Here is a 25,458-nt window from a genome sequence, read left to right as displayed (position 1 = left end):
CGGTGGTTACCAAGGAAACACGGTCTAATTGGGATGCCCTGCCACAATGGTCAGGTGATTGCAGAGGGCAGGTTGGTGCTGGCAGGGGCCCCCATAGGCCAGGCAGGCGACGTCTCGCCGCGGCTGCGCGAGGTGCTCGGGAGCGCCGACATCGTGGCCGCCGAGGACACCAGGCGGCTGCGCAGGCTCGCGCAGGACCTGGGCGTGGAGATCGCGGGCAGGGTGGTGTCCTACTACGACCAGAACGAGGCCGGCCGCGCCCAGGAGCTTCTCGAAAGCCTCAAAGAGGGCCGCACGGTCGTGGTCATCACCGATGCCGGCATGCCGGGCGTATCCGACCCCGGCTACCGCCTGACGTCCCTGGCGGTCGAGGCGGGCATCACGGTCACCGCGCTGCCGGGGCCGAGCGCCGTCACCACCGCCCTGGCCGTGTCGGGGCTGCCCAGCGACCGGTTCTGCTTCGAGGGCTTCCCGCCGCGCAAGCCCGGCGACCGGGCCCGCCGCCTGTCCGGCCTGGCGGCAGAGGAGCGCACGATGGTCTTCTTCGAGGCGCCGCACCGGCTGGCCGCGTCCCTGGAGGCGATGGCGGAGGCGTTCGGCGCGGGCCGGCCGGCCGCCGTGTGCAGGGAGTTGACCAAGACCTACGAGGAGGTGCGCCGCGGCGGCCTCGGCGAGCTGGCCGAGTGGGCGGCCGGGGGCGTCAAGGGCGAGATCACGGTCGTCGTCGCGGGCCACGTGGCCGAGGCGGGCGAGGTGGACTTCGACGCGCTCGTGGCCGAGGTGGACCGCAGGGTCGCCGAGGGCGAGCAGCGCAAGCTCGCCGTCGCCGACGTGGCCAAGGAGGCGGGGATCCCCAAACGCGAGCTGTATGACCTGGTTCACAGACGATCTCCCACAACATAGGGTGCGCATGGTGAAGAACTGGGGGGATTCGGTTCGTCGGCTGGTCCCGCCCTTCCAGGGGACCGCCCTGGTGGGCTGGCTGGCGCCGCTGGCGGTCGCGATCTTCGGCGGGATCCTGCGTTTCGTCCGGCTCGGCGAGCCCAAGGCGGTCGTCTTCGACGAGACCTACTACGCCAAAGACGCCTATTCGCTGCTCAAGTACGGCGTCGAGCGGTCGATGCTCGGCGACAGCAAGAACCCCATCGCCGACAAACGGCTGATCACCGGCAACCTCGACATCTTCAAGCAGTGCCCGCAGCCCGACGACTGCGCCTCCTTCGTGGCCCATCCGCCGCTCGGCAAGTGGATGATCGGGGTGGGCGAGTGGCTGTTCGGGATGACCCCGTTCGGCTGGCGCTTCATGGCCGCCCTGGTCGGCACGCTGTCGATCCTCATCCTGGCCAGGGTGGCGCGCAGGATGACCCGCTCGACGCTGCTCGGCTGCCTGGGCGGGCTGCTGCTGGCCCTCGACGGCCTGCACCTGGTGTTGTCGCGCACGGCCCTGCTGGACATCTTCCTGATGTTCTGGGTGCTGGCCGGGTTCGCCTGCCTGGTGACCGACCGGGACTGGGCGCGGGGCAGGCTCGTCGACCGGTACGAACGCGCGGCGATCACCGAGCGGGGGCCGAAACTGGGATGGCGGCCGTGGCGGATCGCCGCCGGGGTCTGCCTCGGGGCCGCGTGCGCCGTGAAATGGTCGGGGATCTTCTTCCTGATCGCCTTCGCGCTGATGAGCGTGATGTGGGACATGGGGGCCAGACGGGCGCTGGGACTGCGGGAGCCCTACCGTGGGGGGCTGGCCCACGACGTGCCCGGCGCCTTCGCGGCGCTGGCCATCGCGCCCGCCGTGACGTTCGTGGCCTCGTGGTCGGGCTGGTTCGCCGGCGCCAACGGCTGGGGGCGCAACTGGGACCAGGCCACCTCGTCGGGCCCGGCGTTCTTCGTGGTCGACTCGGTGCGCTCGTGGGTGCAGTACCAGTTGCAGGTGCTGGGCTACCACAGCGGCCTGCACGAGTACCACCCGTACATGTCGGAGCCCTGGCAGTGGCCGCTGTTGTTACGGCCCGTCTCCTTCCACTACCCGACGGGCCTGCCGCCGTCGGCCTGCGGGGCGAACGAGTGCTCGCAGGCCGTGCTCGGGGTCGGCACCCCCGCGCTCTGGTACGCCGCCGCGCTCGCCCTCATCGGCCTCATCGTCTGGTACGTGTCGAACCGCGACTGGCGGGCCGGGGCCGTTCTGCTGGCCTTCGCGGCGGGCTGGCTGCCCTGGTTCTACTACGCCATCGCCGACAACCGCACGATGTACCTGTTCTACATGATCCCCGTGGTGCCGTTCATGGTGCTGGCCCTCGTGCTGGTCGCGGGACAGGCGCTGGGCAAACAGAACGCCCCGGCCGGTCGGCGGGCGGTCGGGGCGGCCGCGGTCGGGGCGTTCGCGCTCATCGTGCTGATCAACTTTTGGTGGATTTCCCCGGTGCTGACCGCCGAGACGATTTCGCACGCCGAGTGGTGGGCCCGGATGCTGATGCGCTCCTGGGTGACAGTCGCCCCCAAGTGACGCCGCGGCGCAGCGTGATCGCCGCCGCGATGCACGCCAGCGGGACGGCGGGAAGCACGTAGCGGTAGTCGAACTCGGCCGTCGCCGCCGGGGCCAGCAGCAGCCCCACCGCGCCCAGCCAGGGCAGCGCCACAGGCCCGCCGAACTTCCGCCAGCGCACGGCCACGCCGTACAGGCCGATCAGCAGGATGCCGGCGAGCATGATGCCGCGCAGGTAGAACACCTTCTGGTAGCCGCTCATGATGTCGGCCCACGGGTGCACGATCCTCGTCTCCGGCGGGCCCTGCTCGTAGCTGAAGGCGTCGGTGTCGGTCCGGCCGCCCGCGTAGGACGACCACTTCGGCAGCCGTTTGGGCTGGCCGTTCTCGTCGTTCTCGACGTACGGCTTGAACTGGTACATGTTGTACGTCGACTCGTCCGGGAAACGCGGGCGCGCCCAGTGGAACGAACGGAAGAAGTCGCGCGCCACCACCTTCAGGTAGTCGCCCGGCTGCGACAGGATCGCGCGCGTGGCGAACTTGCTGGCGGCGTCGTTGGTGATCTCGCTCCACTTCTTGTTGATGCCCCAGCGGTGCAGCACCTCACCGGTGCCCGTGCCGTCGCCGTTGCCCTGGCCCCACAGGTACCACTGTGCGTAGTCCTTGCGCTGGCTCACCGGATCGTTGATGCACAGCAGCAGAAGCTGGACCTCTTTGTACTTGTCGATGTCCATCTTGTTGCAGTCGGCGAAGATGGCCGTGCGCATGTACAGGATGAGGCCGTCGCTGTTGGTCATGGCGAATTTGCCGTACGCGGAGGCGAACCAGCCCATGTACGCCATCACCGGGATCGCGCACGCCGTGAGCAGCGCGACGATCGGGCGCCAGCCGGTCCGCTTGACCAGCAGGTAGAGCACCACCAGCGCCAGGATCGGCAGGCCGATCGAACGCGTCAGCCACGTCAGCGCCAGCAGCAGGCCCACTACGGCCCCCGCCTGCCACGTCAGGCGCCGCTTCCACAGCACCAGCGTGATCACGCCCACCACGAGCAGCAGGAACAGGGTGTCGGACATCACCATCTGCTCAAGCTGGATCTGGTAGGCGTCGAACAGCACCGGCGCCGCCGCCAGCGTGGCGCCCCACTTCGGCAGCCTGAACTTGATGCGCAGCAGCGCGTAGATCAGCGCGGCCGTGGCCAGCCCCATCAGATGCTGGGTGAACATCACCAGCGTAAAACTGTGGAAAGGCTTGAGCAGCATCAGCCAGGCGCTGTAGCCGTCGGGCCTGATCGGGTGGGGCCTTGGGTGCAGAGCCACCGAAACGTACTCGTAGGAGTCGTTGAACCACATGGCCGGGCCGTAGCCGAGCATGGTGATGAGCCGCAGCACGGCACCAACGCCGAAAGCCGCGGCGAACACCCGATGCCGGCGCAACATGGACAGCGCACGAGCTGCCCGGCCAGGGGCGGAGTGGTCCACAGGGGTAATCTCCGCGACGCTCACCATGCTCTAAAGAATGCCAGTCGTTTCCACGTCTGTGCCCGAGCACGTCCGTGTTCAGGGCATCATGGTCTACTGGAAGAGTCTTAACTGAAGGGTAGACACGTGGAACTGACGGTGGTCATGCCCTGCCTCAATGAGGCGGAGACCGTGGAAGTCTGTGTACGCAAGGCGTTGGCGTGCATGGAGGAGCACGGCATCGAGGGCGAGGTCCTGATCGCCGACAACGGCAGCACGGACGGCTCGCAACAGCTTGCCCGCGACGCCGGAGCCCGCGTGGTCCACGTCGACGAGAAGGGCTATGGAAACGCCCTTATGGGCGGGATCAGGGCGGCGCGCGGCAAATACGTCATCATGGGCGATGCCGACGACTCCTACGATTTCACCGCGCTGCTGCCGTTCGTCGAGCAGCTACGCGACGGCGCCGACCTGGTCATGGGCAACCGATTCAAGGGTGGCATCGCCCCAGGCGCCATGCCGCCCCTCCACCGCTACCTGGGCAACCCGGTGTTGTCGTTCGTCGGCCGGTTGTTCTTCCCGTCGGCCATCGGCGACTTCCACTGCGGCCTGCGCGGCTTCAGGCGCGAGTCGATCCTGCGGCTCCAGCTGCAGACGGGCGGCATGGAGTTCGCCTCGGAGATGGTCGTCCGCTCCACGCTGTCGGGCCTCGACGTGCGCGAAGTGCCCACGACGCTCTCACCCGACGGCCGCTCCCGCCCGCCGCACCTGCGCTCCTGGCGCGACGGCTGGCGCCACCTGCGCTTCCTGCTGCTCTACAGCCCCAAGTGGCTGTTCTTCTACCCCGGCCTGCTCATGATGGTCATCGGCGCGATCGTCGGCACGGCCCTGACATTCGGCCCGGTGAAGATCGGCGAACTCGCCTTCGACGTCGACACCCTCGTGGGCGCGTCGGCCATGGTGGTGATCGGCTTCCAGGCGGCGCTGTTCGCGGTGTTCACGAAGGTGTACGCGGCAGAAGAGGGCTTCCTGCCGGAATCGCCACGCATCCGCAAACTCATCGACATCATCACCCTGGAGAAGGGCCTCGTGGTGGGCGGGCTGCTCGCCCTGGCCGGCCTCGTCGGCCTGGTGATGTCGCTGGTCCACTGGCAGGTGCGCAGCTTCGGCGAGCTCAACCCGCGCGAGTCGCTGCGCATCGTGGTGCCGTCGGCGACAGCGCTCATCATGAGCTTCCAGACCATCTTCGCGGCCCTGTTCATCAGCATCCTCGGCATCCGCCGCACCCGCGAATCCTCCCTCGACGCGGCCGCCAAGGTCGCCGAAGAGGCGGCAGCAGCAGTCTCCCTGGAAAACTCGAAGAAGTAACTTTTTCTCCCCGTAGCTACCAGCCAACTCTCGTTCTGACGGCCCGCCCGTGGTGCTGTTGTCATCTGGTACGCGCTGCCGTGGTCAGCCACCCGCCGCAGCTGGCTGGCCTCCATCCAGGAAACGCCCGCTGACCGTTCAGTGGCGCACCGCCGCTACGAAGCGCCTCCTGGGCCGGCTCCGTGGTCAAGCGGGCACCCTGGAGGCGGCCGGGCAACGCCGGCCCACGGAAGCCGGGCAACTTGGGCTCGCGTAACGGCGAGTACCGGTGAAGGGTCAGAGGCCGTTTCCTGGAGGGCCATGAGCCGGAGTACGGTGGGTGGCTGGCCACGGCAGCGCGTACTGGATGGAAGAACATCAGCCATTGCGGTGCGGGATGGGAACGGTCGGGGCTGGTGAGCGACAAAATGATCATTAATTCCCCGTAGGCTAGGAATCATGTCCCAGCACATCTTGACCGCTGTCGCGTGGCCGTACGCTAACGGTCCTCGGCATATCGGGCACGTATCAGGATTCGGCGTGCCGTCCGACGTTTTCAGCCGCTACCAGCGGATGGCGGGCAACAAGGTGCTGATGGTGTCCGGCACCGACGAGCACGGCACGCCCATCCAGGTGCAGGCCGACAAGGAGGGCGTCACCGCCAGGGAGCTGGCCGACCGCTACAACCGGGTGATCGCGGAAGACCTCACCGGCCTGGGCCTGTCCTACGACCTGTTCACCAGGACGACGACGAAGAATCACTACGCCGTCACGCAGGCGATCTTCAAGGGTCTCTACGACAACGGCTATATCTTCCCCAAGACCACGATGGGCGCGATCTCCCCCTCCACCGGGCGCACGCTCCCCGACCGCTACATCGAGGGCACCTGCCCCATCTGCGGCTACGACGGCGCCCGTGGCGACCAGTGCGACAACTGCGGCAACCAACTCGATCCGATCCAGCTGATCAACCCCAAGAGCCGCATCAACGGCGAGACCCCCACGTTCGTCGAGACCGAGCACTTCATGCTCGACCTGCCGGCCTTCGCCGAGGTGCTGGGCTCCTACCTGCAGTCCAAGCAGGGCGACTGGCGGCCCAACGTGCTGAAGTTCGCCCTCAACCTGCTCGGCGACCTGCAGCCGAGGGCGATCAGCCGCGACCTCGACTGGGGTGTGCCGATCCCGCTCGACGGCTGGCGCGACCAGTCCAACAAGCGGCTGTACGTGTGGTTCGACGCGGTCATCGGCTACCTGTCGGCCTCCATCGAGTGGGCCAGGCGCTCGGGCGACCCCGACGCGTGGCGGCAGTGGTGGCAGAACCCCGACGCGCGCGGCTACTACTTCATGGGCAAGGACAACATCGTCTTCCACGCCGAGATCTGGCCGGCGATGTTGTTCGGTTACAGCGGCATCGGCGCGCGCGACGGCTCGCCGGGCTCTCTGGGTGCGCTGAGCGTGCCGTCCGAGGTGGTCTCCAGCGAGTTCCTGACGATGGAGGGCAAGAAGTTCTCCTCTTCGCGCCAGATCGTCATCTACGTGCGTGACTTCCTGGCCCGCTACGACGCCGACGCGCTGCGCTACTACATCGCGGTGGCCGGCCCCGAGAACCAGGACACCGACTTCACCTGGCAGGAGTTCGTCAACCGCAACAACGGCGAGCTGGTCGCGGCCTGGGGCAACCTGGTCAACCGGTCGATCTCGATGGCGGCCAAGAACTTCGGGGCCGTGCCGGAGCCCGGCGACCTGACCGACGCCGACCGGGCCCTGCTGGAGCGTTCGCGTAACGCGTTCGCGCCGGTGGGGGCGGAGCTGGGCAGGTCGAGGTTCAAGAACGCGATCACCGAGGCGTTCGACGTCGTCCGCGAGGCCAACAAGTACCTGGCCGAGCAGGAGCCGTGGAAGCTCAAGGGCGACCCGGAGCGGCAGAAGTCGATCCTGCACGTCGCGCTCCAGGTGGTCGACGACGCCAAGACGATGCTGACGCCGTTCCTGCCCAGTTCGTCCAACAAGGTCTTCGGCATGCTGGGCGGCGAGGGCGTGTGGTCGGGCATGCCGGAGATCCGCGAGGTCGACGAGGACGGCGGCACCCCCTACCCGGTGATCACCGGCGAGTACGACGGAGCGGCGGCCCGCTGGGAGCACCGGCCGATCAAGCCGGGCACGCCGCTCGCGCCGCCCGTGCCGCTGTTCAAGAAGCTCGACCCGAAGGTCGTGGAGGAAGAGCTGGCCCGGCTGGGCGAGTGAGGTCGCGAGGGCTGGTGGCGCGTCGCCGCCGGCCCTGCGGCAACGCTCCCGTGGCGTGGGGGGCTACTTTAGAGGGCGTGACCAAGATTCCCGCCGCTCCAGAGCCGCTTTCCGCCCCTGTGTTCGACAGTCACTGTCACCTCGACATCATGGTCGGCAACAGGCAGGCGTCGTCGGGCGACCCGGTGGCGCAGGCCGCGCAGGCGGCGGCGGCCAGCGTACGGAGCATCCTGGAGGACGCGCGGGCCGTCGGCGTGACCAGGTTGGTCACCATCGGCTACGACCTGAAGTCCTCGCGCTGGAACGCGGACACGGCGGCGGCGCAGGAGGGCGTGTATGCCGGGGTGGCCATCCATCCCAACGAGGCCCACGAGGCCACGCCCGAGGTGCTGGCCGAGATCGAGGCGCTGGCGGGCCGTCCCGAGGTGCGGGCCGTGGGGGAGACCGGGCTCGACTACTACCGCGACTGGGCCGGCAAGGACGACCAGCACGCGAGTTTCCGCGCCCACATCGAGATCGCCAAGCGCACCGGAAAGGCCCTGGTCATCCACGATCGGGAGGCGCACGACGACGTGCTGAAGGTGCTGGCCGCCGAGGGGGCGCCGGACGTCGTGGTGTTCCACAGCTTCTCGGGCGACGCCGAGATGGCAAAGAAGTGTGTCGAGGCCGGATATTTCATGTCTTTCTCCGGTCCTGTCACATACAAGAACGCCGCCTACCTCCGCGAGGCCGCCGAGATCGCCCCCAAAGAGCTCATGCTGGTCGAGACCGACGCCCCCTACCTGCCGCCCGTCCCGCACCGAGGCAAGCCCAACGCCCCATACCTCATCCCGCTTATCCTGCGCTGCCTCGCCGAGGTCAAAAACGTCCATCAGGACGAGCTGTGTGAGGCGATCACTGCCAACGGAAGCACAGTCTTCGGCGAGTGGTGACCATCTTTTGGTGAACCCGGCGGCTGCCGTGCCACCGCCACCGTTAGCGTTCGGGCCGTCTGGCCGCTAACGGAGGTGGTTCGTGCGAGGCAAGAGGCGTGCGCCGCGTCCGCCGATCCCGTGGCGCTCCCCGTGGACGCCGGTCGTGTGCCTGGTCGGCACGGTGGCACTCGGCGGCATCATCGCGGTGTCGATCCTGGTCAAAGATGTGGTCGTGGTCGTGGACGGCGAGTCGATAGCCGTGCGCGGGTTCGCGGGGACCGTGCACGAGGTGCTCGACGAGGCCGGCGTCGCAGTCGGCCACGCCGACGTCGTCCGGCCATCGGAGCAGGAGGCGGTCGCCGACGGCACCACCATCGAGGTGCGCCGCGCGCGCCCCTTCACCCTGACCCTCGACGGCCGCACGACGGAACACCTGGTCACCGCCACGAACGTGGGCGACGCCCTGGCCGAACTCGCCCTCACCCCCGCGGCGGGCAAGCTCTCCGCCCCGCCCAGCCACGTGGTGCCGCTGTCGGGGATGTCGATCACCTTTTACACCAGGCGCAAGGTGTATGTGGTCGCGGGCGCCAACCGGGTGACCTCGCGCACCACCGCGCGGACGGTGCGGGAGGTGCTCAGGCGCGAACGCGTCACGCTCGGCCGCGGCTACCAGGTGACCCCGCCGCTGAGCAGCTTCCCCAAGGACGGAACGGTCATCACAGTCATCCCACCGCGCACCATCCCCATCGAACCGGACGTCCTGGCCCTCAACTGGCAGGCTCTGGCGGAGTGCGAGGCGCACGGCGACCTGGAGGCGTACAACCCCAGCGGGCCCTACTACGGCATGTACCAGTTCAGCCTGCCCATGTGGCGGGTCGTGGGCGGCATGGGGCTGCCGAGCTCCTGGCCGGAGGAGGAGCAGACCTATCGGGCCCAGCTCCTCTACCAGCGGGTGAGCGGCAGGTGGCAGGGCCAGTGGCCGAACTGCGGCGCCCACCTGTTCCAGGACACATAGGCACCACGCCTCGAAGGCACCTCTCGCCAGGCGCATTGAGCGGGGTTTCGGCCTCAGCCGGACACCGACACCCCGAAGTCCGCGCCGTCGGCGGGCTGGAGCGACTCCGGCGTCCCGGCGTTCCGCCCGGCCACCGCGACCTTCCCGTACGGCTGCGCGTCCGGCTGCCCCACGAACAGCTTGTTGCCGCTGAACGCCACCGACCACCCGAACAGCCCGTCGCCGTTCTCCAGCCGCCGGTCCTCGGCCGCGTCCTCCCACGAGACGATCCAGACACCGCCCCCGTAGGGTGCGCCGATGGCCAGCCTGCCGTCCGCCGAGGCCGCCAGCGAGAACCCGAACGCCTGCCCGCCCGCCTGCGTCACCGTCCTCGTCGGCTTCCTGTCGGGGCCGATGAGCTGGACGTAGCCGGAACCGGGTGCGCTCACCGCGTAACCCGAGCCCTCGGAGTAGGCGACCGCGTAGCCGTACTTGTCGCCGGAGACGTCGGTCGGCGAGTCGAGCTTCACCGACGTGATCCGGGGCGCCAGCACGTCGTCGATGAAGACGACCGCGCCCGAGTCGATCTTGCCGCTCTCGATCTGCCGTCCCGCGCCGTCGTCGTTCTCGTACGGGACGCCGACGACCAGCGTGTTCTTCGGCCCGAACGCCATCGACCAGCCGAACTGGTCGCCGACCTCGCTGTTGCCGCGCACGTCCACGGTCTCCTGACTGATCCTCCTGAGCTGGCCGGCGCCCTTGCGCACGTAGAGGGCGCCCACGTCCAGGAGATCGGCTTCGTCCTCGTACGGCGCGGAGATCGCCACCAGATCGTCGCGGGCCGCCACCGACCACCCGAAGTGGGCGAACCGCTGCGGCCGGACCGCCGTCAACCGCTGCGGCGGCGCGACACCCCCGCCATAGACGACGTACGCGGCCCCGGCGTCCTCGATGCTGTCCACGTCCGTGTACGGGGCGCCGATCACAAGGTCGGCGCAGGCGTCGGCGTTGACCTTCGCCAGCCGTACGGACCAGCCGAAAGCGTCGCCGGCGGCCAGGTCCGGGACGGTGACGGGGACGACCTTGCCGGCCGACACCACGTGCACCGATCCCTTCTGGCCGTCGGCGAACGGGTCGCCCACGGCCACGTCGTCCAGGCCGTCGCCGTCGAAGTCGGCGGCTCCGGCGCAGGCGGCCGTGGCGGTGGACACGAGCGGGGTTCCCGTCGCCAGCATGAGCGCGATGAGCGCCGATCGGATCATCACAGCCCGGCCTCGATCTGCTTGCCGTTCTCGAGCATGGTCGCCGTCATCTTCATGGGTTTGCGGTACATGGGCAGGTCGAACACGAACGCGCTGTCCACCCGCGCGCCCGGGAGGATGGCGGGAGGCAGGATGACCGGAGCCGGATCGTGCTCGCCGCCCCTGTCGTCGAGCAGGGTGACCACGGGCTGGATGAGCAGCTTGCGTTCGCCGCCCGGGTTGAGCATCGTCCAGCGGATCACGCAGAGCTGGCCCTGGGTGGCCGTCTTGCCCTCGTACTCCTTCAGCCCGCACTCCGGCGCCCCCGCGATGATCGCCACGGGGTCGTCGAAGTTCGCGCCCAGCGCGAATCTGCGGCCGACGTCGTTCGGGCGGGTCGTGGCGGCGGCCTGGGACGGGTTGCCTGCGGCGGTGGTGGGCGTGTTACGGCCCGAGGTGACGATCAGGACGGCCACCGTCACGACGATGGCCAGCACGGCCGCGGCGCCCGCGATGAGCCAGCGGGTGCCCGGGGTACGCGACCCGCGGAGGGTTTCGGGCTCTTCACCTGGGAGGACTTCCTGGCGGATGGTGCCGGGCTGGGTCTCGGAGGCGAGGGCGCCGGGCTGCGACCGCTCCTGCTCGCCACCAGGCTGCGGTAACCGCTCCTGTCCGCGTAACCGTTCCTGCCCACCGCCGGGCACCGGCGCACCGGCCTGCGCGGTCCCTTGGACGTCCAGCCGAGTCTTCTCCTTCTGCTCAGCCAGGGCCTGAGCCTGCTCCTGCTCCCGCTGCCTGGCCTGAGCCTCCCACCGCGCGAACTCCTCCCTGGCCGCCTGCTCCTCCCTGCGCGCCAACTCCTCGACGGACGCCTGACCGGGCTGCGACGGCACCGACGGGACCGACGGGCCAGCGCCACCGCTCGACTGGTTGGGCCCCGGCCGGCTGGGTGACCTGTTGGCCGTGGTGTCGCTGGGCGGCGGTGTCGTGAACGTCGCCGTGATGTCGGGCTCGTCCACCACGTTCTGGGGCGGCCGCCACTCGCTCAGCATCTCGGTCGCGACAAGCGTCGGCGGATCGGCGGCCGAGGTCTGCGCGGGCACGCTCCCGCCCACCAGGGCGATCAGCAGCTCCTGCGCCGTGGGCCGGGCCGCGGCCTCCATGGAGGTGGCGCGGCGTACGAGGGCGTCCAGCGGCGCGGGCAGCGCTCCCAGCTCGGGCGGGTTGTTCAGTACGCGATTGGCCAGCGTGATGGGGTCGCCGCGGCCGAACGGGTGCCGTCCGCTGCCCGCGTAGGCGACCAAGCAGCCCCAGGCGAAGATGTCGGCCGCCGGGCTGACGGCCTCACCGCGTACCTGCTCGGGCGCCCACCACCCCGGGCTGCCCAGCAACTCGCCGGAAAGCGTGAATCCGGTCTCCCTGTCGAGCGCGCGGGCGATCCCGAAGTCGATCACCCGGGGTCCGGACAGCGACAGGATCACGTTCGCCGGCTTCAAATCCCTGTGCACCAGCCCGGCCACATGGATCGCCGCCAACGCCGCCGCGACCCCCAACGCCACACCATGCAACGGCCCCGGCTCCAAGGCCCCATATTTCGCGATCTGCTCGGACAAAGGGGTGCCCGCGATGTACTCGGTGACCATGTAAGGCCGCCCGTCCCCGGTGTTGCCGTTGTCCAGCACCTGGGCCGTGCAGAACGACGCCACCCTGCGGGCGTTCTCCACCTCCACGTGGAACCTGGCCGCGAACCCCTCCTGATTGGCGAATTCCACCTTCACGACCTTGAGCGCGACGAACCGCCCCGTCGGGGCGCGCGCGAGGAAGACGGTCCCCATGCCGCCTTCGCCGAGCCGTCCGAGCAGCCGGTACGGCCCGATCTCCCGCAAATCCGTCGGGCGGAGCGGAGCGGCGCCCGTTGGCTCCATGAGGGACGTTCCTTCCTGTTCCACGCCATCCTCTCCTTTGGTCTCCCCATCCGCCATCGCAGGTTCTTCGATGCGGGAGACTGGTTGGATGATGAGGCTGTTGGGCCCTGCAGAAATACGTATTTTGGCGGACAAGCTAGATCTTCGTCCGACAAAAAAATTGGGCCAGAACTTCGTGATCGACGCGGGCACCGTCCGGCGCATCGTCCGCGTCGCCGACCTGTCCCCGGAAGACGTGGTCATCGAGGTCGGCCCGGGGCTCGGCTCGCTCACGCTGGCCCTCCTGCCCGCGGCCTCCCACGTGGTCGCCGTCGAGATCGACCCGGTGCTCGCCGCCCAACTCCCCGTCACGGTCGCCGAACGCGACCTGTCCGACAAGCTCACGGTCGTGAACGCGGACGCCATGAAGATCACCCCCGACGACCTCGCGGGCTTCACCCCCACGGCGCTGGTCGCCAACCTGCCCTACAACGTGGCCGTCCCGGTCGTCCTCCACCTCCTGGAGGCGCTCCCGTCCCTGCGCAAGGGGCTGGTCATGGTCCAGTCGGAGGTCGCCGACCGCCTCGCCGCCGGTCCCGGCTCGAAGGTGTACGGGATTCCTTCCGTCAAGGCCGCCTGGTACGCCGACGTCCGCCGAGCCGGCCCTGTCGGCCGTACCGTCTTCTGGCCCGTCCCCAACGTCGACTCCGGCCTCGTCTCCCTGACCCGCCGCGAACCCCCGGTCACCACGGTGCGGCGGGAGGAGGTCTTCCAGGTCGTGGACGCCGCCTTCGCCCAACGCCGCAAGACCCTGCGCGCGGCCCTGGCCTCCTGGGCCGGCTCCCCAGCCCAGGCGGAGACGGCACTACGAGCGGCCGGCGTGGACCCGTCATCAAGAGGCGAACAACTGGACGTCACAGCCTTCGCCCGCATCGCCGAACACCGCCCCAAGAAGAACTGACGAGCAGAGGCCCGCGAACCCCGCAGGCCCACCACCCCCTCCTCCACGGTCAATACCACCCCCAGCCACCACCCCACCCCGCCTCGGAGCCCCCCACAGCCCCCGTTCTCCCCAGACCGTGGTTCTGCACGGGCGGTGGTCTTCCACCGACCGCGGTTCTCCACAGCCCTCACCCACCACCCCTCTCTTTTCCACAGAACCACGTTCGGCCGCCTGCCACCCCACCCCGCCGAACGATCCTTGCCCGCATGAACTCCCACTCCACCCCGCAACATTGGGGTCTCACCGCACGACAACCCGGGCGGCACACCCCACCACGGCGAGCCCTCGGGGGAGGCCTGCTCATTACCCTGCTCACCCTCACCCAAGCCGCCTTCACCACTCCCGCGCAGGCCGCCCCCAAAACCCAAGCCATCACCCAAAGAGACTTCGCGACCGGAGGGTTGGCTACCAGGGGGATCACCACCAGGGGGATCACCCCCGGGAGGCTTGTCCACGGGAGGCTTATCCACGGAGGGTTCTCTACCAGGGCGACCACTAAAGAGACCAGGAGGAGCAGCAACGGGACCAGGGGGACCAGCAAAGGGAAGATCATCACCAAGGGCCAGATCGCGGCCGCAGCAGCCCTGACCCAACTGGGCGTCTCGTTCTCCTGGGGCGGCGGCTCCGTCAAAGGCCCCACCCTGGGGATAGGCAGAGGCGCCACGACCAGAGGCTTCGACTGCAGCGGCCTGACCCTCTACGCCTGGTCCAAAGCAGGCGTAACCCTGGCCCACTACACGGGCACCCAGTTCCGCCAGGGCCGCAGAATCCCCTTGGCGGCCCGACGCACAGGCGACCTGCTCTTCTTCGGCGGCGGCGCAGGCGACCCCACCCACGTTGGCCTGTTCTTAGGAGGAGGAGTCATGATCCACGCCCCCAAGACAGGCGACATAGTGAGGAAGACCGACTTCCTCCGCTCCGCGTATTTCCGGTCCGGCTTCCGTGGCGCCGTCCGCCCCGGCTGACCAGCGAAGGTCTCGCCTTGCCCAGCCACCCGCATCCCCGCGCGAACGCCCCAGCGGCGTTGGGATAACGTCACGATCGGATCACTCTTGGTTGCCGATCGGGATCAGGGCAAATAACCATCAACTTGACTCTGTGTGTCGAGGGAACCTCCATCCTGGAGGTCATCTTTCAAGAACCGCATGTCAGGGCGGCGGCCCCGGATAACATCGAGTGTCCTTGACCCCGGCAAGTGATGAGAGTGGCAGAAGATCGATGAGTTCGGTGACCGTACGTGTGCCCGCGAAGGTCAACGTGCAGCTTTCTGTCGGCCCGCTCAGGGAAGATGGCTACCACGACCTGGTCAACGTCTTCCATGCAGTATCGATCTTCGATGAGGTGATGGCGAAGGAGTCCGAGTCGATCACCGTGGCGGTGAACGGCAAGTGGTCCGACCAGGTGCCCATCGACGACAGCAACCTGGCGATCCGAGCCGCTCGCGCGCTGGCCAAACACGCGGGCCGCACCTACGGCGCCGACCTGATCATCCAGAAGAGCATCCCGGTGGCGGGCGGAATGGCGGGCGGCAGCGCCGACGCCGCCGGTGCGCTGGTGGCCTGCAACGAGCTCTGGGGCCTGGGCCTGCCTTTCGAGGACCTCATGGAGATCGCCGGCGACCTCGGCAGCGACGTCCCGTTCTCCCTGCTCGGGGGCACGGCGGTCGGCACAGGGCGAGGTGAGCAGCTCAGCGAACTGCCCACAGGGGGCACGTTCCACTGGGTCTTCGCGCTGGCGAACGGCGGCCTTTCGACGGCCAGCGTGTACGCAGAATGCGACCGCCTCAGAGAGGTTTCGGCCGCCCACGTTCCCTGGCCGCAGTTGGACGATTCGCTGATGGAGGCCCTGGGCACCGGCGACGCCTACTCCCTGGGCGCCCACCTGAGCAACGACCTCCAGGAGGCCGCACTCAACCTCCGCCCCGAACTCGCCCCCACCCTCGACTCGGGCCGCCAGCACGGAGCCCTGGGCGCGATCGTCTCCGGCTCGGGCCCCACCTGCGCCTTCCTGGCCATCGACGCCCTTCACGCCCGTGATCTGGCCCAGAGCCTCACCGCCACAGGCGCCGCCCACACCGCCGTCGCCGCCCACGGCCCCGTCCAGGGCGCCACCCTGATCTGACCCCTCGTCACCGACTCTCCCGCCCTTCCCGACCCGGGAAGGGCGGGGCCGTCCCTCGGCTCCAGCGGCCCTATGACCACCGGAGCTGAGATGCCTGGCAGATTCCGGACCGGTGGGAGTGCGCGACCGGGCAGGAGGTAGGTGAGGAGCCGATACCCTGAGAAGGCCATGAATCTGGTCAATCTTGAGTCGGTCTCCCATGCCTACGGGCCCAAGCCACTCCTCAGCGACGTCTCCCTGGGCGTGGAGGCCGGGGAGCGCATCGGCGTTGTCGGACGCAACGGGGGCGGCAAGACGACCCTGATGTCCGTCATCGCGGGCACCGTACGACCCGACAGCGGCCGGGTCACCCACAACCGGAGCCTGCGCGTCGGGTTCCTGTCGCAGCACGACCCCTTGAGTCCGGACGACTCTGTACGAGAGATCGTCCTCGGCGAGCTCGCCGAGCACGAGTGGGCGGGGGACCAGCAGGTACGCGAGATCCTCTCGAACCTCATCGGCGACCTCGACCTGGACGCCAAGGTCGGCGACCTCTCCGGCGGGGAACGCAGGCGTACGGCGCTGGCCCAGTTGCTGATCGACGACCACGACCTGATCATGCTGGACGAGCCCACCAACCACCTCGACATCGAGGCCATCGCCTGGCTGGCAGGGCACCTGTCCGGCAGGAAGAGCGCGTTGGTGGTCGTGACGCACGACCGGTGGTTCCTGGACGCCGTGTCCACCCGAACATGGGAGGTCGTGGACGGACGGGTCGAACGGTACGAGGGCGGATATGCCGCTTACGTACTGGCCAAGGCGGAACGGGCACGCATCGCCCAGGCCGCCGAAGAACGTCGCCAGAACCTCATGCGCAAAGAGATCGCCTGGCTCCGCCGTGGCCCGCCCGCCCGCACGTCCAAGCCGAAGTTCCGCATCGAGGCCGCCCAGGCCCTGATCGCGAACGAGCCGCCGGCGCGCGAAAGCGTCGAGCTGGTGCGGTTCGCCACGGCCAGGCTTGGCAAGACCGTTTACGACCTCGAAAACGTCACCCTCCACGCCGGAGGCCCCGACAGCGGCCCGCTGGTGCTCGATCGCCTCACGTGGCAGTTCGGACCGGGGGATCGGATCGGGTTGATCGGGGTGAACGGCTCCGGTAAGTCCTCGGTGCTGCGCCTGCTCGCCGACACGGTCACGCCCGATGTGGGACGCGTCGTCAGGGGCAAGACGGTACGCCTCGCGCACCTGTCCCAGGAACTGGCCGAGCTCGACCCGGCGCGGCGGGTGCTGGAGACGGTCGAGGAAGTACGCAAGTACCTCCAGGTCGGCAAGAAAGAGTGGTCCGCTTCCCAGCTTCTCGAACGCCTCGGCTTCAAGGGCGAGGCGCAGTGGAAGGTCGTCGGCGACCTGTCCGGCGGTGAGCGGCGGCGGCTGCAGTTGCTCAGGCTCCTCATGGACGACCCGAACGTGCTGCTGCTCGACGAGCCCACCAACGACCTCGACATCGAGACCCTCAACGAGCTCGAAGACCTGCTGGACGGCTGGCCCGGCACGCTGATCCTGGTGAGCCACGACCGCTACTTCCTGGAGCGGGTGACCGACCGCTGCGTGGCGCTCCTGGGCGACGGCAAGCTCTCGCTGCTGCCGGGCGGGGTGGACGAATACCTCGAACGACGCGCCGAGGGCACCGCCGTGACCGCCCGCGTCGGCACGCCGACCACCGCGTCCACGACTACCGGGGCGACCGCACCCGCCACCTCCGGCGGCCGTTCCGCATCGGACGTCTCCGGTACGTCCTCCGGCTCGGCCGCTGTCGCGACCGACCAGGCGAAGGCCGGGCTCTCGGCCAAGGAGGAACGCGAGCTCCGCAAGGAACTCAACCGCCTGGAACGTCAGCTCGACAAGCTGACCGACCAGGAGGCCCGCCTCCACGCCGCCATGGCGGAAGCGGCCAGCGACTATGCCAAGCTGGGCTCGCTCGACGCCGAACTCCGCGAGGTCGCTGCCCAAAAGGACACGATCGAGGCCGAATGGCTGGAAGTAGCCGACCGCCTGGGCGACTGAGCACGTACGGCGTCCACTGACCATCCCGCAGCGGGCCGGCCGGTCGGGCGCTGGTCAGCTGGCGTTATCGACCAGCCCAGAGGCGGGCGGCTCCGCCTGGCCACCCTTGCCCGCTCTGGGACGGTCGGCCGCTCCGAGGGCGTCGGCTGGTCTGGGGACGGGCGGCTGGTCTGGCGACGGTCGATCCGTCAGCAGTTTGGGTGGTCGGGGCGGGGGTTAGGTGGGCGAATCGAAGGGGGTCAGGAGGGTGCGGAGGAGGGATGCGAGGGCGCGTTGATCGGCCGGTCCCAGCCCGGAGAGCAGCTCTCGCTCCCGCCGCAACAAGTCGGCGAACGCCGCATCGACCCGGGCCAGCCCCGTCTCGGTGAGGGAGACCAGCACGCCCCGCCGGTCCTCGGGATCGGGCCGGCGGCGTACGAGCCCGGCCTGGGCCAGGCGATCGATGCGGTTGGTCATCGTTCCCGAGGTGACCAGGGTGGCCCGTAGCAGGGCGCCAGGGCTGAGTTCGTACGGTTTGCCGGCCCGCCGCAGTGCCGTGAGCACGTCGAACTCCCACGGCTCCAGATCGTGCTCGGCGAACGCGGCCCGCCGGGCGCGGTCGAGATGCTTGGCCAGTCGTGACACCCTAGAGAGCACCTGGAGCGGTTCGACGTCGAGGTCGGGGCGCTCCGTTCGCCAAGCCGCGACGAGGCGATCGACCTCGTCTCTAGCATCCTCGGTCATGACACAAGAGTGTACTGTCTTGACATCGAGATATCTCTCTCGATATCAATTATCTTCATGTCGAGAGATATCTGGGACCCGGTGACCTACGCCGTATACGCAGACGAGCGGTCGCGGCCGTTCATCGAGCTGATCTCCAGGGTGGGGGCGGTGAATCCCGATTATGTCGTGGACGCCGGCTGCGGAAGCGGTGAACTCACTGCTCAACTGGCTGTCCGCTGGCCCAACGCGACCATCGAGGGGTTCGACTCCTCGCCTGCGATGATCACCAAGGCTCGTCAGCTGGAGGCGCCGGTCAGGTACGCGGTCGCGGACGTGGCCACGTGGCGGCCGGACCGGCCGATGGACGTGATCGTCTCCAACGCCGTCCTGCAGTGGGTGCCGCAGCATCAGGACGTGCTGGAGCACTGGATCGAGGGGTTGGCCCCCGGCGGCTGGCTGGCCTTCCAGGTGCCGGGCAACTTCGAGGCCCCGAGCCACGTCGCGATCCGCGAGTTGTGCGCCTCCCGCGCCTGGTCCGACAAGCTCGGCGACTTCACCAGGGGCAATCCGGTGGGCGACCCCAGCGAGTACGTCGACCTGCTCAACCACGGCGGCGCCCAGGTCGACGCATGGGAGACGACGTACGTGCACGTGCTCCACGGTGACAACCCCGTGCTCGACTGGGTCTCCGGCACCGCCCTGCGGCCGATCCTGGACCGGCTAGACCCCGATGAGCAGCGCCGGTTCAAGCAGGAACTCGGAAAGTCGCTCGCGCAGGCGTACCCGGCCCAGAGCTACGGCACCCTGTTCCCGTTCAGGCGGATCTTCGTGGTGGTGCAGAAGTGACTCCCGCAAAGGGTGAGGGCGGCTCACGGTAGTGCCGGGCGCCAGATCGGTGATGGCCGTACACGGGAGTAAAAGCGGTGCAAAAGTGAAGGGCGTACGAAAAAAGCCAAGGTGATTGGGGAGGCACGATGACGATCAGAGGGATGCATCACGTTCAACTGGCCGCGCCCAAGGGCAGCGAGCCGCTGCTGAGGGAGTTCTATGAGGGCGTGCTGGGCCTGGAAGAGGTCCCCAAGCCGCCCGAGCTGGCCAAACGCGGCGGCGTCTGGTTCCGGGGCGAGGGGGTGGAGGTGCATCTCGGCATCGAGGACGATTTCCGGCCCGCGCGCAAGGCGCACCCCGCGTTCCTGGTCGACGATCTCGATCTGTACGCCGCTCAGACGCCCGATGAATTTCTCCCGGGATATCGGCGGATCTACCTCTCTGACCCGGTCGGCAACAGAATCGAGCTCCTGCAACCCGTGTGATGTTTACTGGGTGATGACAGATTTGTCCGAATCGGACTCTTGTGAGGTGCAGTGGGCATCGAGATCGAGGACAAGTTCGACGTCCCCTCCGAGTACGCGATCCCGGACCTGAGCGGCCTGGGTGACGTCGTCGGCCCGAGGAGCTATCAGCTTGTGGCTCTTTACTATGACACGCCCGATCTGAGGCTGGCCGCCAGAGGAGTCACGCTCAGACGAAGGCGTGGCGGCGCGGATCCCGGCTGGCACCTGAAGCTGCCCAAAGCCAAGGGAGTGCGACAGGAGATCGTGCTCCCGCTCACCCGCAGCACCAAGGTCGTCCCCGGCGAACTGGCCGAACTCGTGCGCGCCTACACCCGCGGCGCCGACCTCGAGGTGGTCGCCGAGCTGGAGACCAAGAGGAGCATCACCGTCCTGAGGGACGGCGACAGCGAGCTGGTCGAGATCGCCGACGACCGCGTCAAGGGCACCGTGTACGGGGACGATCGGCCCACGATCGTGCGCTGGCGCGAGGTCGAGGCCGAGCTGCTCGAAGGCGGCGGGGAGAAGACGCTGGCCAAGGTCGGCAAGCGGCTCAGGAAGGCCGGGGCCACCCCGTCGGAGGCCGCCAGCAAGCTCGCCAAGCTCCTCGAACCCGCCCCGCTCCCCACAGCCCCCACCGAAGCGGGCACTGCCGGTGAGATCGTCGTCGCCTATCTGGCCGGCCAGGTCTCCGCCCTGCTCTCCCAGGACCCGCGCGTTCGCAGGGCGGAGGACGACGCCGTGCACCAGATGCGCGTGGCCGCCCGCCGGATGCGCAGCGCGCTGAAGGCGTTCAAGACCGTCGTGGTCGACACCGAACACGTGCAGGACGAGCTGCGCTGGCTCGGCGCCGTGCTCGGAGAGGCGCGCGACCTCGAAGTGATCAGGGCCAGGTTCGCCAAGCTGCTGGCCAAGCTGCCGCCCGAGCTGGTGAGCGGGCCCGTCCAGGCGCGGCTCGGCGCGGATCTGCACGAACGCGAGCAGGAGGCGTACGAGCGGATCAAGGACGCGCTCAGCGGCGAACGCTACTACGCCCTGCTCAACGCGCTCGACGAGCTCATTTCCAGCCCGAACCTGGGCAAGGCGGCGGCCAAACCCGCACAGGAGAGGCTCACCGCCATCGCCGCCACCAACTGGGACCGGGTGACCAAGGCGTACGACACCGCCCAGGCCATCGACGATCCGGAACGTCGTGAGATCGCCATGCACGACGTTCGCAAGGCCGCCAAGCGCGCTCGATACACCGCGGAAGCGCTCGAACCCGCCATCGGCGGAAACATGGGCAGGCTGGCCAAGCTCTCCGAGGACATCCAGGAGATACTGGGAACGCACCAGGACGGCGTGGTCGCGCAGGAAACCCTGGCGAAGGAGGCGGAGAGTGCCAGGCAGGCGGGTGAGGACACCTTCACCTACGGCGTGCTCGTCGGGATCGAGCGCAGCACGGCCGAGCGGGCCCACGCCGAGTTCCCCAACGTCTGGGAGAAAACCCTAACGGCAGTGAGGAAGGTTCTATGAGCAATCTTCCGGTCATCCCCTTCGAACGCGGCAACCTGCTCGACGTGCCCGCGGCCTACCGGGACCTGCGGGCCAAGGAGGGCATCGCGAGGGTACGCACCCGCATGGGCGACGAGGTCTGGCTCGTCAGCGGGTACGAAGACACCCGCAAGCTGTTCAACGACCCCCGGCTTGGACGTTCCACCCCAGAGCCCGACAAGGCCGCACGACTGTCCGGTTCGGCCCTGCTGGGCGGCCCCCGGGGCGAGAGCGCCACGGAGAAGGCCGAGCACGACCACATGCGCAAGCTGTTCATGCCGTCCTTCTCGGCCCGCAGGATGAAGGCGCTCACCGACCACGTCGGCTCCCTGGTCGACGATCGGCTCGACCACCTGGTCAAGCTCGGGCCGCCGGCGGACCTGCACGCCGAGCTCTCGTTCCCGCTGCCCGTGCTGGTCATCTGCCAGCTCCTGGGCGTGCCCTTCGAGGACAGGGACTACTTCGGCGGCCTGTCGGCCCGCATGGGCGACGCGCTCGACGAGGCGAAGGGGCAGGCCGCGCGCGAGGAGATGAGCGCGTACATGATTGACCTGATCGGGCGCAAGCGGTACGAGCCGGCCGAGGACGTGCTGTCCGACCTGGTGGACGAACTGGACGACGACGGGAAGATCGGCGAGCTTGCCGGGACGCTGCTGTTCGCCGGCCACGAGACCACGGTCAACCGCATCGACTTCGGCGTGCTGTTCCTGCTCGCCAACCCCGGCCAGCTCGCACTGCTCAAAGCCGACCCTGGGCTGGCGCCGGGCGCGGTGGAGGAGATCCTGCGCATGGCCGCGCCGAGCCTGCACGGTCTGCCCAGGTACGCCCACGAGGACATCGAGATCGGCGACCGCGTGATCCGCAGGGGCGAGGCCGTCGTGATCAATCCGGGCGTGGCCAACCGGGATGAGCGGGTCTATCCGGATCCAGATGTGTTCGACATCCGGCGTCCGGATCCGGAGCCGCATGTGGGCTTCGGGTACGGGCCGCGCTTCTGCATCGGCGCCAGCCTGGCGCGGGTGGAGCTGGTGGCCGTGTTCAGCAGGCTGTTCCGTCGCTTGCCCGGGCTGCGGCAGGCGGTCCCGATCGAGGAGCTGCCCCGCAGCGAGGGGAGGATCGCCGAAGGATTCGCCAAGCTCCCCGTCACCTGGTGACCCGAGGCGGCGGGGTCAGGCCGCGTAGCGCTCGACGCTGACGGTCTGCCCGTCCGTACGATGCAGCACGGCGAAGGCGCCCTTGCGCAGGTGCACCGTCTTGCCGCTCAACGCCTCGATCACCCCGGGCAGGACCTTCCCGTGGCTGCACACCACGGCGGCCACGGTCAGGTCCTTGACCAGGGCGGGCGTCTTGCGCGGATCCTGGCCCTCCTCGCTCAGCAGCGGCTCGACCTTGGTCTCGCCGCCGTAGGGCTCCAGCGTCTGGACGCACCGCAGGTCGGGCGAGCTCAGCAGCGCCTCGGGCCGGTACGCGGGCAGCGCCGTGGCCAGGGCGGCGGCCTGGGAGCGGCCGTCGGTGTCGAGCGGCCGGGTCGCGTCGTCGTCCGGCCACTCGTTCCTGGACCCGGCCGAGCCGTGCCGGACGAGGACGAGCGGCACGGTCACGAGCGGCGCGACCGCGAGCGCCCGCAGCAGCCCCACGTCCCACTCGTACGTCAGCAGCCGCCGCGCGTCCTCCAGCGGCAGCCAGCGCAGCTCGTCCACCTCCTCATTGGGGACGAACCCGGCATCTTCGGCTGTACGGGCCACCCAGTAGTCGACCCGCTTGAGCCGGGCCCTGCTCATGTAGTGGACGGGCGGCAGGGCGCGGCCGAGCAGGACGGTCAGGCCGGTCTCCTCGTGCACCTCGCGCAGGGCGGCGGCGATCACGTGCTCGCCGGACTTCAGCTTGCCCTTGGGGAAGGTCCAGTCGTCATAGTTGGGGCGGTGGATGACGGCCACCTCGGGGCGGGTCTCCTCGCCCCTCCAGACCACGGCTCCTGCGGCGCGGAGCAGGTCAGTCATCAACGGTCCTCCAGCGGCGGGTACCGATGAGATGGCTCTGCAGGTCCTCGCCCGGATGGCGGGCCCACGTGCCATCGGAGTTCAGCCACCACGCGTTCGTGGTGTCGGCCATGGCCAGGTCCATCAGCTCGATGAGATAGGCCTTGTGCTGTTGCGAGGTGACCTTGACCAGCGCTTCGACCCGCCGTTCGAGGTTCCTGCGCATCAGGTCGGCGCTGCCGATCCACACCTCGGGCCGCCGGCCCAGGCCGAACTCGTACACCCGGGAGTGCTCAAGGAACCGCCCCAGGACCGACCTTACGCGGATATTTTCGGACAACTCGGGAATGCCGGGGCGCAGGCCGCAGATGCCCCGCACCCACAGGTCCACGGGAACGCCCGCCCTGGACGCCTGGTAGAGCGCGTCGATGATCGGCTCGTCCACCAGCGAGTTCGTCTTGATCCTGATTCTGGCGGGCCGTCCCGCCTGCTGGTGCGCGATCTCCCGCTCGATCCTGGCCACCAGCCCGCTGCGCATGGAGTGCGGAGCGACCAGCAGCCGCCGGTAGGCGGAGTGGTTGGAGTAGCCGGTCAGGTGGATGAACAGGTCGGTGACGTCCTCGCCGACCAGCGGGTCGGCCGTCAGCAGGCCGAAGTCCTCGTACTGCCGGGCGGTCTTGGGGTTGTAGTTGCCGGTGCCGATGTGGCAGTAGCGGCGCAGCTCGCCCGAGGGCTCCTGGCGTACCACGAGCGCGAGCTTGCAGTGGGTCTTCAGCCCGACCATGCCGTAGACGACGTGGCAGCCGGCCCGCTCCAGCTTGCGGGCCCAGGAGATGTTCGCGTGCTCGTCGAAGCGGGCCTTGATCTCCACCACGACCACGACCTGCTTGCCCGCCTCGGCCGCGTCGATCAGCGCGTTGACGATGGGGGACTCGCCGCTGGTGCGGTAGAGGGTCTGCTTGATCGCCAGGACTCTGGGGTCGGCCGCGGCCGCCTCGATGAAGCGCTGGACGCTGGTGGCGAAGGAGTCGTACGGGTGGTGCAGCAGCACGTCGCGCTCGCGCAGGACCGAGAAGATGTCGTCCTCGGCGTTGATCACCTCGGCGGGCACGAACGGCCGGTAGTTGAGCTCGCCCCGGTCCAGGTCGGCGATGGCGTGCAGGCCCGACAGGTCGAGCGGCCCGGGAAGGCGGTTGATCTCGTGGGGCGCCAGCTCCAGCTCCTCCACCAGCGGCGCCAGCACCTCGGGCGTGATCGTGTCCTCGACCTCCAGCCGAACCGGCGGGCCGAAGCGCCGCTTGAGCAGCTCCTGCTCCAGGGCCTGCATGAGGTTCTCGGTGACGTCCTCGTCGACGTCGAGGTCCTCGTTCCTGGTGACGCGGAAGACGTGGTGCTGGACGATCTCCATGCCCTTGAAGAGCTGCCCCAGGTGGGCCGCGATGACATCCTCAAGGGGGACGAACCGATCCTTGGACGCCTGTACGAACCTGGGCAACTGCGAAGGAACCTTGACCCGGGCGAAAACCGTGTGATCGGTCACGGGGTTGCGCACCAGTATTGCCAGATTCAGGCTGAGCCCGGAAATGTACGGGAACGGGTGGGAGGGGTCGACGGCCAGCGGCGTCAGCACCGGCCTGATCCGCTCCCTGAACAGCTTGCGCAGCTCCGTGCGCTCCTCGCGGCCCAGGTCGTCCCACCTGACGATCTCGATGCCCTCGACCGCCAGCTCGGGCAGGATCTTCTCGTGGAAGGCCGCCGCGTGCCGCTTGGCCAGCTCGTTCGCGATCGTCGCGATCCTGGCCAGCTCTTCGCGCGGCTTCAGCCCGCTCTTGGTCCGCAGCAGCAGGCCGGTCGCCATGCGGCGTTTGAGCCCCGCCACCCGTACGCGGAAGAACTCATCCAGATTGCTCGCGAAGATCGCCAGAAAGCGCACCCGTTCGAGAAGGGGGAGCGTGGAGTCCTCGGCGAGTTCGAGCACCCGCTCGTTGAATTGGAGCCAACTTTCCTCGCGGTTGAGGAACCGCTCCTGTGGCAGGGGTAGGTCGTTGGCGGGGTGCAACGGTTCCGCGGACATATGACCTATATTGCCCCGATTGGTTGAACAGAACGTTAACGTAGCAGCAACGGCTCACCCCTAATGGTCAAGCCGGCTACACGCCATCGT

General features: G+C 68.7%; 20 protein-coding genes. 14 read left to right on the top strand and 6 right to left on the bottom strand.

Features of this window, described 5'->3' with window-relative positions:
- Nucleotides 1-54 precede the first annotated feature (54 nt).
- Both rsmI and ACFOY2_RS14070 read left to right on the top strand, forming a co-directional pair.
- Entirely contained in the window at nt 55-903 is an 849-nt protein-coding gene (gene rsmI, locus ACFOY2_RS14075; RefSeq protein WP_379528422.1) for a 16S rRNA (cytidine(1402)-2'-O)-methyltransferase, read from the top strand.
- Nucleotides 904-910: 7 nt separating this feature from the next.
- Nucleotides 911-2,500: a dolichyl-phosphate-mannose--protein mannosyltransferase gene (locus ACFOY2_RS14070; RefSeq protein ID WP_379528421.1), complete on the top strand. Its 1,590-nt coding sequence runs from the start codon at nt 911-913 to the stop codon at nt 2,498-2,500.
- Here ACFOY2_RS14070 and ACFOY2_RS14065 read toward each other — a convergent pair.
- Nucleotides 2,394-3,983: a hypothetical protein gene (locus tag ACFOY2_RS14065; protein ID WP_379528420.1), complete on the bottom strand. Its 1,590-nt coding sequence runs from the start codon at nt 3,981-3,983 to the stop codon at nt 2,394-2,396. The two genes, ACFOY2_RS14070 and ACFOY2_RS14065, sit on opposite strands and share 107 nt — an antisense overlap.
- Before the next feature lie 99 nt (nt 3,984-4,082).
- On the opposite strand from ACFOY2_RS14065, the gene ACFOY2_RS14060 reads away from it, so the two are divergent.
- From ACFOY2_RS14060 to ACFOY2_RS14045, 4 genes are all read left to right on the top strand, one after another.
- Nucleotides 4,083-5,303 carry a glycosyltransferase family 2 protein gene (locus tag ACFOY2_RS14060; protein WP_379528419.1) on the top strand — a complete coding sequence of 407 codons (1,221 nt, stop codon included), beginning with the start codon at nt 4,083-4,085 and terminating at the stop codon, nt 5,301-5,303.
- Between the two features lie 438 nt (nt 5,304-5,741).
- A complete protein-coding gene (gene metG, locus ACFOY2_RS14055; RefSeq protein ID WP_379528418.1) occupies nt 5,742-7,526 on the top strand; it encodes a methionine--tRNA ligase in 1,785 nt (594 codons plus the stop codon).
- Nucleotides 7,527-7,603: 77 nt separating this feature from the next.
- The gene (locus ACFOY2_RS14050; RefSeq protein ID WP_379528417.1) at nt 7,604-8,458 is read left to right on the top strand and encodes a TatD family hydrolase; all 855 of its coding nucleotides are present in this window, start codon (nt 7,604-7,606) and stop codon (nt 8,456-8,458) included.
- A gap of 82 nt (nt 8,459-8,540) precedes the next feature.
- Entirely contained in the window at nt 8,541-9,455 is a 915-nt protein-coding gene (locus ACFOY2_RS14045; protein WP_379528416.1) for a ubiquitin-like domain-containing protein, read from the top strand.
- A 53-nt stretch (nt 9,456-9,508) separates the two neighbouring features.
- On the opposite strand, the gene ACFOY2_RS14040 is transcribed toward ACFOY2_RS14045, so the two are convergent.
- Nucleotides 9,509-10,696, bottom strand: coding sequence for a hypothetical protein (locus tag ACFOY2_RS14040; protein WP_379528684.1), 1,188 nt, complete (start codon nt 10,694-10,696; stop codon nt 9,509-9,511).
- Nucleotides 10,696-12,624 carry a serine/threonine protein kinase gene (locus ACFOY2_RS14035; RefSeq protein ID WP_379528415.1) on the bottom strand — a complete coding sequence of 643 codons (1,929 nt, stop codon included), beginning with the start codon at nt 12,622-12,624 and terminating at the stop codon, nt 10,696-10,698. The genes ACFOY2_RS14040 and ACFOY2_RS14035 overlap by 1 nt, the downstream gene beginning before the upstream one ends.
- Nucleotides 12,625-12,691: 67 nt before the next feature.
- Between ACFOY2_RS14035 and rsmA the strand changes: the two genes are divergently transcribed.
- From rsmA to ACFOY2_RS14015, 4 genes are all read left to right on the top strand, one after another.
- Nucleotides 12,692-13,540: a 16S rRNA (adenine(1518)-N(6)/adenine(1519)-N(6))-dimethyltransferase RsmA gene (gene rsmA / locus ACFOY2_RS14030; RefSeq protein WP_379528683.1), complete on the top strand. Its 849-nt coding sequence runs from the start codon at nt 12,692-12,694 to the stop codon at nt 13,538-13,540.
- 248 nt (nt 13,541-13,788) lie between these two features.
- On the top strand, nt 13,789-14,547 hold the full coding sequence (locus tag ACFOY2_RS14025; protein WP_379528414.1) for an NlpC/P60 family protein: 759 nt from the start codon (nt 13,789-13,791) through the stop codon (nt 14,545-14,547).
- 253 nt (nt 14,548-14,800) lie between these two features.
- On the top strand, nt 14,801-15,703 hold the full coding sequence (locus tag ACFOY2_RS14020; protein ID WP_379528413.1) for a 4-(cytidine 5'-diphospho)-2-C-methyl-D-erythritol kinase: 903 nt from the start codon (nt 14,801-14,803) through the stop codon (nt 15,701-15,703).
- A gap of 168 nt (nt 15,704-15,871) precedes the next feature.
- Nucleotides 15,872-17,746, top strand: a complete 1,875-nt coding sequence (locus ACFOY2_RS14015) for an ABC-F family ATP-binding cassette domain-containing protein (RefSeq protein ID WP_379528412.1) — start codon at nt 15,872-15,874, stop codon at nt 17,744-17,746.
- A gap of 216 nt (nt 17,747-17,962) precedes the next feature.
- Here ACFOY2_RS14015 and ACFOY2_RS14010 read toward each other — a convergent pair whose 3' ends face one another.
- Nucleotides 17,963-18,469, bottom strand: coding sequence for a MarR family winged helix-turn-helix transcriptional regulator (locus ACFOY2_RS14010; protein ID WP_379528411.1), 507 nt, complete (start codon nt 18,467-18,469; stop codon nt 17,963-17,965).
- A 57-nt stretch (nt 18,470-18,526) separates the two neighbouring features.
- Between ACFOY2_RS14010 and ACFOY2_RS14005 the strand changes: the two genes are divergently transcribed.
- From ACFOY2_RS14005 to ACFOY2_RS13990, 4 genes are all read left to right on the top strand, one after another.
- Entirely contained in the window at nt 18,527-19,297 is a 771-nt protein-coding gene (locus ACFOY2_RS14005) for a trans-aconitate 2-methyltransferase (RefSeq protein ID WP_379528410.1), read from the top strand.
- A gap of 143 nt (nt 19,298-19,440) precedes the next feature.
- Complete coding sequence (locus tag ACFOY2_RS14000; protein ID WP_379528409.1) at nt 19,441-19,764, top strand: glyoxalase; 324 nt, start codon at nt 19,441-19,443, stop codon at nt 19,762-19,764.
- A 51-nt stretch (nt 19,765-19,815) separates the two neighbouring features.
- Entirely contained in the window at nt 19,816-21,297 is a 1,482-nt protein-coding gene (locus ACFOY2_RS13995) for a CYTH and CHAD domain-containing protein (RefSeq protein WP_379528408.1), read from the top strand.
- Nucleotides 21,294-22,469 carry a cytochrome P450 gene (locus ACFOY2_RS13990; protein ID WP_379528407.1) on the top strand — a complete coding sequence of 392 codons (1,176 nt, stop codon included), beginning with the start codon at nt 21,294-21,296 and terminating at the stop codon, nt 22,467-22,469. The genes ACFOY2_RS13995 and ACFOY2_RS13990 overlap by 4 nt, the downstream gene beginning before the upstream one ends.
- Before the next feature lie 15 nt (nt 22,470-22,484).
- On the opposite strand, the gene ACFOY2_RS13985 is transcribed toward ACFOY2_RS13990, so the two are convergent.
- Complete coding sequence (locus ACFOY2_RS13985; protein ID WP_379528406.1) at nt 22,485-23,315, bottom strand: NUDIX hydrolase; 831 nt, start codon at nt 23,313-23,315, stop codon at nt 22,485-22,487.
- Entirely contained in the window at nt 23,308-25,368 is a 2,061-nt protein-coding gene (locus tag ACFOY2_RS13980; RefSeq protein ID WP_379528405.1) for an RNA degradosome polyphosphate kinase, read from the bottom strand. Before ACFOY2_RS13980 ends, ACFOY2_RS13985 begins: the two co-directional genes overlap by 8 nt.
- Between the last annotated feature and the right edge of the window lie 90 nt (nt 25,369-25,458).

Source organism: Nonomuraea purpurea, from assembly GCF_042650645.1.
In the GTDB taxonomy this organism is placed as follows: Bacteria; Actinomycetota; Actinomycetes; order Streptosporangiales; family Streptosporangiaceae; genus Nonomuraea; species Nonomuraea purpurea.
This window is presented reverse-complemented; position numbering and strand designations above follow the sequence as displayed.